Annotated in this window: 19 protein-coding genes and 1 pseudogene; 8 read left to right on the top strand and 12 right to left on the bottom strand. The window is 67.1% G+C overall.

The features are described 5' to 3' along the window. Genes motA through flgB form a run of 12 tightly spaced genes read right to left on the bottom strand, consistent with a single transcriptional unit; the run spans nt 1 to nt 8,807 of the window. Entirely contained in the window at nt 1–864 is an 864-nt protein-coding gene (motA, locus tag CFE35_RS22140) for a flagellar motor stator protein MotA (protein WP_292934019.1), read from the bottom strand. Nucleotides 865–886: 22 nt separating this feature from the next. Beyond that, on the bottom strand, nt 887–1,813 hold the full coding sequence (locus tag CFE35_RS22135; protein ID WP_292934017.1) for a flagellar biosynthesis protein FlgL: 927 nt from the start codon (nt 1,811–1,813) through the stop codon (nt 887–889). A gap of 20 nt (nt 1,814–1,833) precedes the next feature. After that, the gene (gene flgK / locus CFE35_RS22130) at nt 1,834–3,171 is read right to left on the bottom strand and encodes a flagellar hook-associated protein FlgK (RefSeq protein ID WP_292934015.1); all 1,338 of its coding nucleotides are present in this window, start codon (nt 3,169–3,171) and stop codon (nt 1,834–1,836) included. 6 nt (nt 3,172–3,177) lie between these two features. Further along, nucleotides 3,178–3,474 (bottom strand): rod-binding protein, encoded by a 297-nt coding sequence (locus tag CFE35_RS22125; RefSeq protein ID WP_292934013.1) that lies wholly within the window; start codon nt 3,472–3,474, stop codon nt 3,178–3,180. Then, entirely contained in the window at nt 3,471–4,553 is a 1,083-nt protein-coding gene (locus CFE35_RS22120; RefSeq protein WP_292934011.1) for a flagellar basal body P-ring protein FlgI, read from the bottom strand. Before CFE35_RS22120 ends, CFE35_RS22125 begins: the two co-directional genes overlap by 4 nt. A 29-nt stretch (nt 4,554–4,582) precedes the next feature. After that, a complete protein-coding gene (locus CFE35_RS22115; protein ID WP_292934009.1) occupies nt 4,583–5,332 on the bottom strand; it encodes a flagellar basal body L-ring protein FlgH in 750 nt (249 codons plus the stop codon). Between the two features lie 20 nt (nt 5,333–5,352). Continuing rightward, complete coding sequence (gene flgG, locus CFE35_RS22110; RefSeq protein WP_292934007.1) at nt 5,353–6,141, bottom strand: flagellar basal-body rod protein FlgG; 789 nt, start codon at nt 6,139–6,141, stop codon at nt 5,353–5,355. A 33-nt stretch (nt 6,142–6,174) separates the two neighbouring features. After that, the gene (flgF, locus tag CFE35_RS22105; protein ID WP_292934005.1) at nt 6,175–6,915 is read right to left on the bottom strand and encodes a flagellar basal body rod protein FlgF; all 741 of its coding nucleotides are present in this window, start codon (nt 6,913–6,915) and stop codon (nt 6,175–6,177) included. A 12-nt stretch (nt 6,916–6,927) separates the two neighbouring features. Next, nucleotides 6,928–7,737, bottom strand: coding sequence for a flagellar hook basal-body protein (locus CFE35_RS22100; protein ID WP_292934004.1), 810 nt, complete (start codon nt 7,735–7,737; stop codon nt 6,928–6,930). Between the two features lie 25 nt (nt 7,738–7,762). Continuing rightward, nucleotides 7,763–8,044 carry a flagellar hook capping FlgD N-terminal domain-containing protein gene (locus CFE35_RS22095; RefSeq protein WP_292934002.1) on the bottom strand — a complete coding sequence of 94 codons (282 nt, stop codon included), beginning with the start codon at nt 8,042–8,044 and terminating at the stop codon, nt 7,763–7,765. Continuing rightward, nucleotides 8,044–8,457, bottom strand: coding sequence for a flagellar basal body rod protein FlgC (gene flgC, locus CFE35_RS22090; RefSeq protein ID WP_292934000.1), 414 nt, complete (start codon nt 8,455–8,457; stop codon nt 8,044–8,046). Before flgC ends, CFE35_RS22095 begins: the two co-directional genes overlap by 1 nt. A gap of 2 nt (nt 8,458–8,459) precedes the next feature. Further along, nucleotides 8,460–8,807, bottom strand: a complete 348-nt coding sequence (flgB, locus tag CFE35_RS22085) for a flagellar basal body rod protein FlgB (RefSeq protein ID WP_292933999.1) — start codon at nt 8,805–8,807, stop codon at nt 8,460–8,462. A 215-nt stretch (nt 8,808–9,022) separates the two neighbouring features. Here flgB and CFE35_RS22080 point away from each other — a divergent pair, with 215 nt between their 5' ends. The 8 genes and pseudogenes from CFE35_RS22080 to CFE35_RS22045 all read left to right on the top strand — a co-directional run. Continuing rightward, nucleotides 9,023–9,700 carry a MotA/TolQ/ExbB proton channel family protein gene (locus CFE35_RS22080; RefSeq protein WP_292933998.1) on the top strand — a complete coding sequence of 226 codons (678 nt, stop codon included), beginning with the start codon at nt 9,023–9,025 and terminating at the stop codon, nt 9,698–9,700. Next, on the top strand, nt 9,697–10,155 hold the full coding sequence (locus CFE35_RS22075; protein WP_292933996.1) for a hypothetical protein: 459 nt from the start codon (nt 9,697–9,699) through the stop codon (nt 10,153–10,155). The genes CFE35_RS22080 and CFE35_RS22075 overlap by 4 nt, the downstream gene beginning before the upstream one ends. Before the next feature lie 86 nt (nt 10,156–10,241). After that, entirely contained in the window at nt 10,242–10,739 is a 498-nt protein-coding gene (locus tag CFE35_RS22070) for a flagella basal body P-ring formation protein FlgA (protein ID WP_292933994.1), read from the top strand. A 118-nt stretch (nt 10,740–10,857) separates the two neighbouring features. After that, nucleotides 10,858–11,172: a flagellar biosynthesis anti-sigma factor FlgM gene (gene flgM / locus CFE35_RS22065; RefSeq protein ID WP_292933992.1), complete on the top strand. Its 315-nt coding sequence runs from the start codon at nt 10,858–10,860 to the stop codon at nt 11,170–11,172. Next, the gene (locus CFE35_RS22060) at nt 11,169–11,540 is read left to right on the top strand and encodes a flagellar protein FlgN (protein ID WP_366557171.1); all 372 of its coding nucleotides are present in this window, start codon (nt 11,169–11,171) and stop codon (nt 11,538–11,540) included. The genes flgM and CFE35_RS22060 overlap by 4 nt, the downstream gene beginning before the upstream one ends. A 65-nt stretch (nt 11,541–11,605) precedes the next feature. Continuing rightward, entirely contained in the window at nt 11,606–12,430 is an 825-nt protein-coding gene (locus tag CFE35_RS22055; protein ID WP_292933990.1) for a transglycosylase SLT domain-containing protein, read from the top strand. Nucleotides 12,431–12,436: 6 nt separating this feature from the next. Then, nucleotides 12,437–14,530 (top strand): flagellar biosynthesis protein FlhA, encoded by a 2,094-nt coding sequence (locus CFE35_RS22050; RefSeq protein ID WP_292933989.1) that lies wholly within the window; start codon nt 12,437–12,439, stop codon nt 14,528–14,530. Next, a pseudogene (locus tag CFE35_RS22045) lies at nt 14,527–14,711 on the top strand (sigma factor); the annotation flags it as partial. The gene CFE35_RS22050 and the pseudogene CFE35_RS22045, both read left to right, overlap by 4 nt.

Below are 14,711 nucleotides of genomic sequence, written 5' to 3'. Positions count from 1 at the left end.
TTACCGCCCGCGCAGCGCGTCGAGCAGTTCCGAAAGGCCCGGACGGAACGAGTGGCCAAGCCCCGAACGCGCGCTTTCCACGACGAGCGGCTGCGGCCAGCCATGCAAGCTGGCGATGATCACCTGCTTGACCGCCTGGAAGATCATCTCGTCCTGATCGAGCACCTGCTTGAGGCGGCCCGCCAGCGGGGCGACGATGCCATAGGCGAGCAGCACGCCCATGAACGTGCCGACGAGCGCCGAACCGATCATCGCGCCCAGGATCGAAGGCGGCTTGTCGATCGAGCCCATCGTCTTCACCACGCCGAGCACCGCCGCGACGATGCCCAATGCAGGGAGCGCGTCCGCCAGGTTTTGCAGCGCGTGCTGCGGCTCGCTCATTTCGTGGAAGTGAGTCTTCATCGAATGGTCCATCACGTCTTCGACGGCGTGGACTTCGAGCGTGCCCGAGGACACGACAATCAGCGTCAGCGTATCGCAGATCAGCGAGACCAGCGGCTTGTTGGCGAGGATGCGCGGAAACTCGGCGAAGATCGGCGAGTTGGCCGGGTCGGTGACGTGGCTTTCGAGCGCCACAGGGCCATCGCTGCGCAGGATCTTCATCAGCCGCGTGCACAGCACGATGGCATCGACGTGGTCCTGCTTGTTGTGCTTCGGTCCCTTGAAGACCTTGCCGAAGCCGCCGCCGATGGCCTTGATTTCATGGAGCGAATTGCCGGTGACGACCGCGCCCAGCGCCGCGCCGCCGATGATCAGCATTTCGTGCGGAATGGCTTCCATGACCGGGCCGAGCGCACCGCCGGTGATGGCGAAGCCGCCAAACACCATGACAAGAAGAATGACGATACCGATGGCAGCATACATGGTGAGGGGTATCCCGGTTGGGTCAGCGCAGGAAATCGAACAGCGAGAGATTGGCGAGCTTGGAAAAGCTGGCCTGACTCGCTTCGAGCACGGTGGAGAGCTGCTGCAGGCGGGCGAGCGCGGAGCCGAGTTCGGGCGTGCCGATCTCTTCCTGCTGTGAAGTGCGTGCCTCGCCCATCGCCTGCTGGCGCTCGGTTGACATGTCGATCCAGCTGAGGCGCGAGCCGACCACCGTCTGCGCCGTGGTGATCGCATCGAGGCCATTGGCGAGCGAGCCGAGCGCTGCGCTGGCAGTGGCGGCCGTACTCGCGGCCCCGCCAGACAGCGCATCGGACAGGGTCTTGATCACGGCCATCAGATCGGTGGGATTGCCCGCCGGATCCTTGAACGAGAGGAATTCCGGGCCGGTCAGGCTGCGGCTGACGGTCTGCCCGTCACCCAGCGAAAGCTGCCCGGCGCTGCCGCTGCCGATATATCCGGCAAGCCCGGTTACAGAGTCGATCTCGTAGGCATTGCCCGCGCTGTCTCCGCCAAACAAGGCGTGCCCGGCGCTGTCGCGCGCGTTGGCGAGGCCGACGAGGCCTTGGTGAATCTGGCCGAGTTCGGACGCTATGCTGGCGCGCTGCGCCGGGGGCAGCAGGCTGGAGGCGGCCTGCGTAGCCAGTTCCTGCGCGCGGCTGACGTAGTTGGCGAACTGATTCAGCGCGGTATCGGTGAGATTGAGATCGACGGTGGCGCGGTTGGTCGCGGCGGCATCGATCGTGCCGAGCGCCTCTGCCCGGGCGAGCGCGCGCAGCTGCGAGGCCGCCAGCGGATTGTCCGAAGACTTCGTCAGCTTGCTGTTGGTGCTGATCTGGTTCTGCAGGTCTTCGGCCTGGCCGCGCAGGGCAGTAAGGCTCTGCGTCGAGCGTTCGAAGAAGGCAGCGGTGCTGGTGGCGAAGATGCTCATGCCAAAAGTCCTTAGATACCCTACCGGATCTGGAGCAGCGAATCGAACAAGCTGGAGGCGACCTGCATCACCCGGCCCGAAGCCTGGAATGCCTGCTGGTAACGCACGAGATTGACGCCCTCGGCATCGAGATCGACCCCGGTCTGGGCGGAGAGTGCGGTCCTTGCCGCGCTGGAGATCGTGGCGAGCGCATCGCGCGTGACCGTGCGGCCCGAGACAGAAGCGGAGACATCGAACAGGATCGCATCCATCCGCCCGGCGGGATCGGCCGCATCGAGCGCGGTGTGCAGCGCATCGAGATTGCCCGGATCGCGGCTGTTTGGCGGCGAATTGGCTGGGGCGGTGGCGATCTTTGCGGGATCGTTGGTGGCCAGCGCAATGGTCGCGGCAGTCGCGCCCGAGAGCAGGTCCGCGCCCGGATCGCCATTGCGATCGGCACCAAGGCCTTGCGCATCGTTGACCTTGGTCACGATGGTTTCGGCAAGTTTGTCGAGATCGGTTCTGAGCTGGTCGAGCTTGCCCAGCGCCAGCTGCCCCCCGGCGAGCGAACCGCCCGTGAGCGAAAGCGCCGCACCGCCCAGCGTGTAGCTGATCGTGGTGCCGGTCACGGCCATCGCAAGCGGCCGGGTATTGCCGCCGCTGACGAGCGGATCGTTGGTGGCCGTGCTGCCGAGCGTGACGGTGACGCTGCCATCGGGCGCAAGCGAGGTGGCGATATCGCCATACTGGCTGAGATCGGCGAGCAGGCTGTCGCGCTGATCGAGCAGCGCGGTCTGGTCCGAGCTGGCATCCGCCGCGCGGGCCAGCCGCAAGTTGGTGCGCGCGAGTTCGCCGGCAATGCGGTTCACTTGCGTGACGCCGTCCGAGGCTTCGAACTGGAGGCCCTGGCCAACCGCATCCATTTCCTTGGCGGCGATCTGGAAGGTCGCGCCCATGGTCCGCGCCGCCTCGATCACCGAGGCGCGTAGCGAGGTATCGACCGGATCTTCCTTCAGCTTCTGCAGCGCGGATTCAAAGCCGGTGATCCCCGGATAGACGCCCGATTGTTCGAGCGCGGCCTCGATATTGCCCAGCCCGGAAACTTCGGCATCGGCGCGCGCGGTGTCAGAGCCCGTGCGGCGCACTTCGCTTTGGCGGAAGGCATCGGCGTTGCGCACGATCTTTTCCACCCGCACGCCCGAAAGCGAGACATCGCGCACGTTCTGGTTGTAGCCGGTGGAGGCGACTTCGGTGAGGCCGATGGAGCGGCGGACATAGCCATCATTGCCCGCGTTGGCGATGTTCTGCGCGGTCACATCCAGCCCGATGCGCGCTGCCTTGGCGCCGGACAAGCCGATGGAGAGGAGATCGGAGGCCATCGTGCGCTACTCCTTCGCAGCGGGCAGCAGGCGCGCGAACTGGGCTTCGAGCTGTTTGGCCAGGCCGAACGCGCCGGTGGTTGCGGCGATATCGGCGAAGCGTTCGTCGCGCATCGCGGTGAAGGTTTCCTGCGCCTGCCCGCCGAACAGGTCGTCCTTGCCGGCAAGGCTGGTGGCACGCGCAGCAGACAGCATCTGGCGCACGAAGATCGCCTCGAACCCTTGCGCGGCCTTTTTGAGCGCGGCGCGGTCCGTTGCGGACGCCGGGCTTGCGGCTGCAGAAGTTGGTGAAATCGCGGTCATATCACCTCCATCTCGGCCCGCAGCGCGCCTGCCTGCTTGAGCGCTTCGAGGATCGCGACAAGATCGGACGGGGTGACGCCGAGCTTGTTGAGCGCATCGACAAGGCTGGACAGCGAAGCGCCGGGCTTGAACAGCGCGACGTGGGCCTGGGCTTCCTCCACGCTGATCTGGCTCGCGGGGGTGACCGCCGTCTGCCCGCGACTGAGCGGGCCGGGCTGCGAGACCTGGCTTTTCTCGTCGATCTTCACGACGAGCTTGCCGTGGCTGATCGCCGCCGGAGACAGGCGCACTGCCGAGTTGATCACGACCGTGCCGGTGCGGCTGTTGATGATGACGCGCGCGGCGGTTTCCGCCGGAGTCACGTCGATCATCTCGATCGAGGCCATCATCGTGGCGCGCGCGTCGGTGGCGGCGGGCAGGCGCATGGCAAGGGTGATGCCATCCTCCACCGTGGCCGCGCCGGGGAAGCGCGCATTCACCGCATCGCGCACGCGGCTGGCGGTGAGGAAATCGGCGGTGAACAAGTTCCAGCGCAGGCTTTCCCCGCTTTCGAAACCCGTGGCGACCGCGCGTTCGACGCTGGCGCCTTCGGCAATGCGGCCAACGGTGGGGACGTTGACCGTGAGCTGGCTGCCATCCTTGGCCGTGACGCCAAGGCCGCCGACCGCGAGATTTCCCTGCGCCATCGCATAGATCTGCCCGTCCGCGCCATAAAGCGGGGCCATGATCAGCGCGCCGCCGCGCAAGCTCTTGGCCTTGCCGATGGTCGAGACAGTCACGTCGATGCGCTGGCCGGGCTTGGCGAAGGCCGGAAGATCAGCGGTGATCATCACGGCGGCCGCGTTCTTGAGGCCCGGCGCAATGCCTTGCGGCAGTTGCACGCCAAGTCGGCCTGAAACGCCGCGCATTGCCTGCGTGATATATTCCAGGTTGTCATCGCCCGTGCCCGCAAGGCCGACGACGACCCCGTAGCCGGTGAGCTGGTTGGTGCGCACGCCCTGAAACGCGCCGAGATCGCGCACGCGATCAGCGTGGGCGGGCGCGGGCGCCAGCGCGAGCACTGCGAAGAGGGCGAGCATGGCCCGGAGGAGGGGGGAGCGCGCCATCATCAGAACGGCGAGATCATGTTGAAGAACTTCGACAGCCAGCCTTCGCGGCTGGCGCGGCCGACGGCACCGTTGCCGGTATAGGTCACGCGCGCATCGGCCACTTGCGTGGAGCGCACGCGGTTGTCCGCATCGATATCGCCGAGGCGCACGATGCCCGAGACTTGCACCCATTCCTGGCCCTGGCTCAGCAGCAAGCGCTTTTCTCCTACGACAAGCGCCGTGCCATTGGGGCGCACTTCGGCGATGGTGACGGAAACCTCGCCGCCGAGCGTGCTCGTCTGCGTGGCATTCCCCTGACCGTTGAACGACGAGCCGCCCGAAGCTTTAAGGGCGTTGGGATCGAGGAACGACAGCGGCCCGGCGGTGGGCGGCACAACGTTGAAGCCGCCGTTCTTCTGCGTTTTCGAAGCGGCGGTTTTCGAGGAATTGATCTGTTCGGTCAGGATGATCGTCAGCGGATCGCCCACGGCATGGGCGCGGCGGCCTTCGACCAGCCCGGTGTAGCCCGCCGCGACGTTGAAGATCGCTCCATCGGCGGCGCGCGGTGCGGGCGCGGCGGGCAGCACCGGGGCAAAGCCTTCGGCGGGGCGCGCGGGGCGGCCATGCGCGGGATGCGCGGGCAGGACTGCCGCGAGCACAATGGCTGGCGGCACGAGCAGGCAGGCGAGCAGGCGCAGGCCAAGCGGCTTGTCTGCTTGCGCAGAGGCCGCAGAAGCGCGGAAGGCGGCTTCGAAGGGAGAGTCCATCATGGCGCGAAGTTCCGTTCCGGTCAGAGCGTCTGGTTGGCGTTCTTGAGCATTTCATCGACTGCCGAGATCATCTTGGAATTGACCTCGTAGGCGCGCTGCGTCTCGATCATGTCGACCAGTTCCTCCACCACGTTGACGTTCGAGCTTTCGAGGAAACCCTGCCGGATGCGCCCGCGGCCAACCTCGCCCGCGATGCCGATCTGCGCCGCGCCGCTGGCGGCTGTTTCGGTGAGGAAGTTGTCCCCTTGCGCGGCGAGGCCTGCGGGATTGGCGAAGCTGGCGATGGTGATCTGGCCTAGCTGCGAAGGCTCCGCCGTGCCGGGCAGCGTGGCCGAAACGGTGCCATCGGGTGCGATGGTGATCGAAGTCGCGCCTTCGGGGATCGTCACCGGCGGCTGTACGACATAGCCTTGCCCGGTGACGAGCTGGCCTTCCGCCGAACGGCTGAAATTGCCTGCGCGGGTATAGGCGAGCTGGCCGCCGGGAAGCGTGACCTGGAAGTAGCCTTCGCCATCGAGGGCGAGATCGAGCGCGTTGTTGGTGGTCTGCAGCTGGCCCTGCGTGGCGATCCGCGTGGTCGACTGGATGCCGACGCCGGTGCCGAGATTGAGCCCGGTGGCATAGGCGGTCTCGCCCGAGGACTGCTGCCCGGCGGTGCGCGCGTCCTGATAGGCCATCGTCGCGAAGTTCGCGCGGTCGCGCTTGAAGGCGGTGGTGCCGACGTTGGCAAGGTTGTTGGCGATCACGCGCATCCGCGTGTCCTGCGCTTCGAGACCGGTGCGGGCGACGTGAAGGGCGGAAGAGGGCATGGGTCTGGTGTCCTTGAAGCTTTATCGGTGGGATCAGGTCAGGCGCATGAGGCCCGCGCCGCCTTCATCAAGCTCGCGCGCGGTGGAGATCAGCTTGGTGCGCATGTCGAACAGGCGCTGGGCTTCGACCATCTCGACCAGCACGCGGGTGGGTTCGACATTGGATTGTTCGAGGCTGCCGGGCTGGAGCTTCGCTTCCTCATCAGCGGGCAGAGCGCCGCCGCCGAACACGCGGAACAGGCCATCAAGGCCCTTTTCGATGCGCGAACCGGCGGTGCTGACGAGCTTGAGCCGCCCGACTTCCTGCTGCGGCTGGTCCGGGTTTTCCGGCAGGGCCGCCAGCACGCGGCCATCGGGCGCGATGGTGATCTTGGCGCCCGGCGGCACGGTGACCGGCCCGGCATCGCCGACGACCGGGCGGCCATCGCCATTGGTGAGCACGCCGGTGGCATCGACCGCGAGATCGCCGCGCCGGGTATAGGCTTCCTCGCCGTCCGCTGCCTGAACGGCGAGCATGGTGCGGCCAGTGAGCGCGACATCGAGCGGGTTGCCCGTCTCGATCAGCGCGCCCTGCTTCATGTTGGCCCCGCGCACATCGCCGCGCGTCATCGCGCGGGCTTCGATGCTGGGGCCTTTCAGCGTCATCGGATCGGCGCTTTGCAGTTCGGCGCGAAAGCCGATGGTCTGCGCGTTGGCCATGTTGCTGGCGATGACGGCCTGCGTCATCATCGAGCCGGAAAGGCCGGAATAGGCAGTGTAGATCAGGCGGTCCATGTCAGATCAGCCTCAGGTGCGCAGGTTGATGATGGTCTGCGAGATCTGCGTGGCGGTATCGATCGCCTTGGCGTTCGCCTGGAAATTGCGCTGCGCGGTGATCAGGCCGACCATTTCTTCCGAAAGATCGACGTTCGAGCGTTCCAGCGCGCCCGAAAGGATGCCGCCATAGAAGCCCGAATCCGGCTCGCCATAGGTCGCGGTGCCGGAAAGGCCGGTGGCGCTCCAGTTGGCGGAACCCTCCTGGCGCAGACCACCGGGCGAGAGGAACGTGGCGAGCGCGATCTTGCCGACCGCGACATTGGTGCCATCGGCATAGCTTGCGGTGATCACGCCGTTCTTGCCCACGGCCACACCGGCAAACTGCGCGCCCGATGCATTGGTGGGCGGTACCTGCACCGATTGCAGCGTGTTGCCGCTGACAACTCCCGCCGCATCGGTGGGGAAGGCCTGGAGCCGATTGCCGCCGCGCAGGATATAGCCGTTGTCGTCGACTTCGAACGCGCCGTTGCGGGTGTAGAGCGTATCGCCCGAGATGGCCGAGCGGGTGGTGAAGAAGCCATCACCGTTGACGACGAGATCGAGCGCGGCACCGGTCTGTTCAACCGGCCCTTGGGCAAAGTTCTGGTTGATCGCCTCCACCGTGGCACCGATGCCGAGCATGAGCTTGGGATTGGTGAACGCGCTGCCTGCGATGATATCCGAGAAGGCGACGGTGCTCTTCTTGAAGCCGTTGGTCTCGGCGTTGGCGATGTTGTTGCTGATCACGCCAAGATCGGTCTGGGCGTTCTTGAGGCCGTTGAGCGAAGTGTAGAACGACATGGGGGAGTCCTTTCGGAAAGCGGTTTCAGATTTTCAGGCCGGTCAGCTTGTCGAGCTTGGCTTCGATCGATTTCAGCGTGTCGGACGTGCTGTTGGCCGCAGACAGGCTGGAAAACTGGGCGAGCTGGGCGATCATCTGGCTGTTATCGACCGGCGCAGTGGGGTCCTGGTTCTGCAGCTGCGCGGTGAGCAGCTTGACGAAATCGTTGGCACCCAGCGCCCCCCACGAGTTTTTCGCGGTGGTGGTGGCGGCTTTGGCGGCGGAGGTGGCAGCACTGGCCGCCGTAAAGGGGTTGATGGCGGTCATCACTTCATCCTCATCGTTTCGAGCATCAGCTGCTTGGCGGTCTGCATGGCTTCCACCACGTTCTGGTACTGGCGGGCGCTTTCGAGCATCTCGACCATCTCGGCGTTTTCATCGACCGGGGCGGCCCAGACATCGCCATTGGCATCGGCCAGCGGATGATCGGGATCGTGCGTGCGCACCGGCGCGGCATCGCTGCGATAAACCCCGGTGACGCGCACCGCGCTGAGCCCGCTGGAGCGATCGAGTTCTTCGGCAAAGACGGGGCGCAAGGGGCGGTAGGCCGCATCGGCGTTGGCCGCGACATTGCCGGCATTGGCGAGGTTGGAGGCGGACGCGTTCATCCGCACGAGCTGCGCCGACATCGCGCGCGCCGTGACGTCGAACAGCGAGAGGGGGTGGCCGGAGGTTGCCATGCTCATTCGCCCTTGATCGCGCGGGTGAGCGTCTCGACCCGGCCGCGAATGAAGGAGAGCGTGGCCGAATAGCCCACTGCGTTTTCGGCAAAGGCGGTCTGTTCGGTCGCCATCTCCACGGTGTTGCCATCAAGGCTGGGCATCACCGGCACGCGGTAGCGCGTGGCCGAAGTCATCGCCTGAGCCTCGCTCGCGCCGCCCGTGCGGGCCTGCAAGGCAGCGGCGAAATCGATGTCCTTTGCCTTGTAGCCGGGGGTGCCGGCATTCGCGAGGTTGGAGGCCAGCAGGCCCATGCGCTGCGAACGCAATTCCAGCGCGGTGCCGTGGATGCCGAAGAGAGAGTTGCTCATGCGTGGTGCCTTGGCAGAAGGATTTTGGCAGGGGGATATTCCTGGCATGGGATCAGCAAGGGGCGTGCCAACCGCGGAAATGCTGGGGTTCTGCCGCCCGGTTCGGACGCTTGCGGCAAAGGCTTGCCGGGTGGCGGCAAATTGCTTCCGTGATGGCTGAAGTCTGCGGCCCGGCTGCCGTTCTTTGGGCAACGAAGGAGCGAGGCACAGCAGCGATGGATATGGCGCATATGCTCGATCCCGTGGCGGGGGCGATTGTCATCGGCGGGACATTGGGCGCAACCGCGCTGCGCAGCGGCGTGGCGGATTGCCGCGCCGCGATTGTAGCCACGGGGGCTTTGCTGCGCCCGCGCTTTCGCGGCGAAGTGGTACGGGGGAACCTTGCGCCGCTGGTTGCGCAGGCGGACCGCGAAGGCCTGCTGCGGGCCAATCCCCGGCCTTGCGGCGATGGCGCGATCGATCAGGCGGTGGCCGCGCTCATCCAGACCCGGTCCCTGGCGGCGTTCGTCGCACGCGATGATGCCGCGCGGGAGGGCCGCGTGGCGGGCGCGATCCGCGCGGTGCGTACGCTGGCGCTGGGCGCGGAGCTGGCGCCGGTGTTCGGCCTTGCCGGCACGCTCGTTTCGCTCAGCCAGCTGCCGTCCGATGGGCTGGCGCGCGGCGCGTTCATGGGCGCGATCTCGCTGGCGGTGCTGACCACGCTTTATGGCCTGCTGCTCGGCAATATCCTGCTCGCCCCGCTGGCGCGCGCGGTGGAGCGCCGCGTGGAAGCCGAGGAAGCCGCGCGGCGCGAGATCACCGATTGGCTGATCGCCAGGCTGGGACCGGCCTGCCCGCCGATGCCGACAAGCAGCGCTGCGGCGCGGCGCGCCTACTTGCGCGAGGCGGGATGAGCGCGCCGCCGCATGGTCTCTACGGCGCGCCCATTGCGATGCCGTGGCAGACCATTCTCGCCGATCTGGCGATGATCCTGTTCATGATGACCGCCGCCGCGCTGGCCAATGCGCCCGATGGGCCGCTCTTGCCCAGCACGGTCAAGCCTGCGCCCCATGCAGCTGCACCTGCGCTGCGCCCCATCGCTGCGTCACCGCGCGCCGAGCCGGTGGGCGTGTGGCGCGATGATCCGGGCGCGCCTGCGCTGGCCACATGGCTGGCGCAGCAGGCGCGCGATCCCCGCCTCAGAGTTTCGATCCTGGTGCGCCATGGGCTGGGGCACGAACGCGCCGCGCTCGCGCGGGCCGAAACGCTCATGACGGCAGCAGGCGCGCGCGGGGCCGGGGCGCGGATCGTGATCGAGCCGGGCCAGGCGGACGGCGCGAGCGTGGTGCTGGCCTACGATGCCGAATAAGGCCCCTTGCCATCGGGGTGGCACGATGATTGCAGCGCAGGCGGCATCGTGTTTCCCTGTGAAAGCATCCCGCCATGCCCCGTGCCATGTCCCCTGCTCGTTTCTCCATCCCGTTTGCGCTCCTGCTGGCTCCCCTGCCTGCACTGGCCGCACCGTTCACCGATCTTGCCCTGATCGACAATTCCGTGGCCGCGTTCACCGGCCAGCCCATCGGCGTGCCCGGCGGCGCGGCGCAGCCGGTGGACCGGCGGCTGCGGCTGTCGGCCTGCCAATCGCCGCTGGCGCTATCATGGTATGGCGCAGCGCAGGCCAGCGTGCTGGTGAGCTGCCCCGATATGGGCGGCTGGCGCGTGTTCGTGCCGGTCAAGGAAGCGCGCCGCGATGCGCCTGCCGCGATTGCCGTGGCGCGGGGCGAGGGCGTGACGGTGACTGTGGCGGGCGATGGCTTTTCGGTGTCCCAGCCGGGCGAAGCGATGGAAGCGGGCGCGGTGGGCGCGTGGATCCGGGTGCGCATGGGCGCCAAGGCCGATCCGCTGCGCGCGCGGATCGTGCGGCCGGGGCTGGTCGAATTGCCGATGGATTGATGCCCGAAAGCGGCAATGTCCTGCGGGCCTCTGCCGCTCCCGGCAAAATTTTTCCGCCCCTCCTTAAACCCGCCCTGCAATCACCGTTCTTGATTGCAGGAAACGCGAGGAGCGGACCATGTCATCCTTTGAAATAGGCGCGTCGCGCCCGGTCAGCGCGGTGCCAGTGACCGGACCGGCCATTACTGCAGCAAGTGCAGGCGGCAAGGCTGCCGCAGCGGAAACCGCTGTTGAAACACCCAAGGCCCCGGCACCTGCCGCCGCGCCGAAGGTGGAAACTAGCGAAGCGGTGAAGGCCGGGGCTGCCCCGGTCGATCAGGAGCGGGTCAAGACCATCCGCCACGCTGTCGAAACCGGCACATACCCTGTTTTCCCCGCCAAGATCGCCGATGCGATGATCGCTGCCGGAATGCTGCTGAGGAGCCCCAAGTGAACCCCAACGCTGCTCTCGATACCGTTCAGCCGATCCGCCGCCCCATCCAGTTGCGCGATACGCTTCGGCAAATGCTGGCCGTTCTGGAAGACGAGCGGCATGCGCTTGCCGGGCTGGACGTGGATGCGATCATGGGCTGCGCGGTGGACAAGAACGCGCTGTGCGGCCGCCTTGATACGACCGCGCCCGAAGCCATCGACGAGGAATGCCGCGGCCTGCTGGAGGCTGCGCGCCGTGTAAACGAGGCCAATCGCCGCGTGCGCAACCTGATTGCGGCCAATGTTTCGGCGCGTCTCGATGCGCTGACGGGCCAGCCCGCGCTCTACCGCGCCAATGCTGCCTCTGCCCGGATCGGCCGCGCGCGCTGATTTGGCACGCTGCTTGCTGATGCCCTTCCGGCTGCCGCGTGACGGTGGCCGAGAAAGGGACTTCAGTGAGCGAGCCTACCCCCATTGCCGTTACCCCTGCTCCCCGCCCTGCGCCCGATGTGCGCGGGGCGATTGCGCGTGCGGCTTCGGCGACCGGCACCGACTTTTCCTATCTCATGGCGCAGGCCAGGATCGAATCCGGCCTCAACCCGAATGCCCGCGCGGCAACATCGAGCGCGGCGGGTCTCTATCAATTCACCGGGCAGACCTGGTTGGCGATGCTCGACAAGCACGGTGCGGCCTATGGGCTGCCGGGTGCCGGTTCGGTCGGGGGGGATGGTTCCTCCCGCGCGCAGATGCTGGCGCTGCGGTCCGACCCGGAGCTGTCCGCGCTGATGGCGGGGGAGCTGGCGAACGACAACCGCGATTTCCTCTCCGGCCAGCTCGGCCGCGATCCCGATGCGAGCGAGCTCTATCTTGCGCACTTCCTCGGCGCGGAAGGGGCCGGGCGGTTCCTCGGTGCGCTTTCGGCCAACCCATCGCAAAGCGCGGCGGCGCTGCTGCCCAAGGCGGCAGCGGCCAACCGGACGATCTTCTTCGGCCCCACCGGCGCGCGTTCGGTGGGTGAGGTGATGGAACTGCTGCGCGGCAAGATGGCCAGCGCGATGAATGCGGCCGACCTGCCGATGCAGGCTTATGCCGCTGCGCCGGAAACCCGGCAGGGGGGGGCAATCCAGCAGGCGTTCAACGCAGCGGCGAGTTCGCCCGATGCGCCGCCCGCGCGTTCGATGGCCGATACCCTGCGCGATGCCTTTGCGCTGTCCCAGCCCGGCACTGTCCCGGCGCATGTGCGCGCGGCTTATGGCCAGCTGCGCAGCTTGGGGATCTAAGCCGCCATGCTGAAACGCCTTGGCCAGCCCGGCGCGCTCGCGCTGCCTGCGGGTATCCTGATCCTGATCGCGCTGATGATCATGCCGATCCCGTCGTTCCTGCTCGACGGATTCTTTGTCCTCAATATCGCGCTGTCCATTGCCATCCTGATGGCGGCGATGAATGCGCTCAAGCCGCTCGATTTCTCCTCGTTCCCTTCGGTGCTGCTGTTCGCCACGCTGCTGCGCCTCGCGCTCAATGTCGCCTCCACGCGCATCGTGCTGGTCAACGGCCACGAAGGCGGCGCGGCGGCGGGGCATGTGATCGAGAGCTTCGGCGAGTTTCTGATCGGCGGCAATTTCGCGGTCGGGCTGTTCGTGTTCATGATCCTGATGATCATCAACCTGATGGTCGTCACCAAAGGCGCGGGCCGCGTGTCGGAAGTCTCCGCGCGCTTCACCCTCGATGCCTTGCCCGGCAAGCAGATGGCCATCGACGCGGACCTGGCGGCAGGCCTGCTCACCGCAGACGAAGCCAAGGCGCGTCGCCGCGAAGTGGCGACCGAGGCCGATTTCTACGGCTCGATGGACGGCGCCAGCAAGTTCGTGAAGGGCGATGCGGTTGCCGCGCTCCTCATTCTGGGTGTCAATATCATCGCCGGGTTCTGCCTCGGGATGCTGAGCCACGGCCTCACCGCGCAAGAATCCGCCAGCCGTTATATCACATTGGCGGTGGGCGATGCGCTGGTGGCCCAAGTGCCCTCGCTGCTGCTCTCCATCGCCGCCGCCGTGATCGTGACGCGCGTTTCGGATGCGCGCGATCTGGCGGGGCAGATCGGCGGCCAGTTTGCCGCGCCCAGCACATGGCTGCCGGTCGCGGTGATCATGGGCGTTATCGGGATGATCCCGGCCATGCCGCAGATCGTGTTCCTGCCCGCTGCCGGAATGGCCGGCTATATCTGGTGGAGCCTGCGCAAACGCGAGGCGCGCCTTGCCGTGCCGCCGCCGGTGGTGGTGGAGCAGGTGGACCCGGCACGCATCACGCTGGAGGATGTGTCCGATCACACGCTCGTCACCATCGAGCTGGGCTACGGCCTCGTCCACCTCGTCGATGAAAAGCGCGATGCGCCGCTGGTCGCGCGCATCACCGGGGTGCGCAAGCAGCTCTCGCAAAGCTTCGGCTTCGTCGTGCCGCAGTTCCGCGTGCGCGATAGCCTCGATCTCATGCCCGATGCCTATCGCATCGTGCTGGGCGGGGTCACGCTGGGCGGAGCGAGCATCAAGGCGGCCAAGGTCCTCGCCATCGATGCGGGCGAGGCCAATCCGGACCACTCCCTGCGCGGCGAGGTGACCACCGATCCCAGCTTTGGCTGCCCGGCGATCTGGATCGAACCCGGCCAGCGCGATCATGCGATTGCCGAAGGGTTCCTCACGGTGGACGCCTCCACCGTCGTCGCCACACATCTCAACCAGCTGCTCAGCGAACGCCCGCAGGCGCTGCTGGGGCCAGACGAAGTGCGCGCGATCATCGACGGCGTGCGCGATCGCGCACCCGGTCTGGTGGAGACGGTGCACCCCGCGCCGATCACGCTGGGGGCGATGACGCGGCTGCTGCACGCGCTGCTGGAAGACGGGGTGAGCATCGCGCATCCGCTGCCGATCCTCTCCGCGCTCGCCGAAGCGGTGCTGCAAACCACCGATCACGACCGGCTGGTGGACCTTGTCCGCGCGGACCTTGGCGGCATGCTCGTGGCGCGCATCTGCGGCCCCGGCGAGCGCTTGGCCGTGCTGACGCTGGATGGCGCGCTGGAGCAGATGATCGTGGGCGGGATGCACGATCCCGTCACCGGGCAGCCGGTGATCGAGCCCGATCTCGCGCGCTCCATCGGTGAACGCATCGCCGCGATCATTGCCGAGCGCGGGCCTGCCGCGCCGCCGGTTGCGCTCATCGTCCAGCCGCGTGCGCGCCGTGCGCTCGCCGCGCTGCTGCGCCAGCGCGCGCCGCAATGCGCGGTGCTTTCGATTTCCGAACTGCCGCCCAGCCAGCCGATCGAAGTGATCGAAGTGGTCGGCGCTGCTGAAGACCCATCCGCACATCCCCCACAGGATCTTGCCGCATGAACCATGACCACCGCAGCTTTGCCGCCGCGCGCGCCTATCAAGGCGGGGCGGCGGACCGCATCCGCCGCTTCCTGCCGATGGTGCGCCGCCTTGCCTGGCACGTCCACGGATCGGGCCGCGCCGGGATCGAGATCGACGATCTGGTGCAGGCCGGGCTCGTCGCCCTCACCGAATGCGCGCA

The sequence above is a fragment of the Novosphingobium sp. PASSN1 genome, from assembly GCF_002278815.1.
Note: the sequence above shows the minus strand (reverse complement) of the source record. Positions and strands in the feature narration are given on the sequence as shown.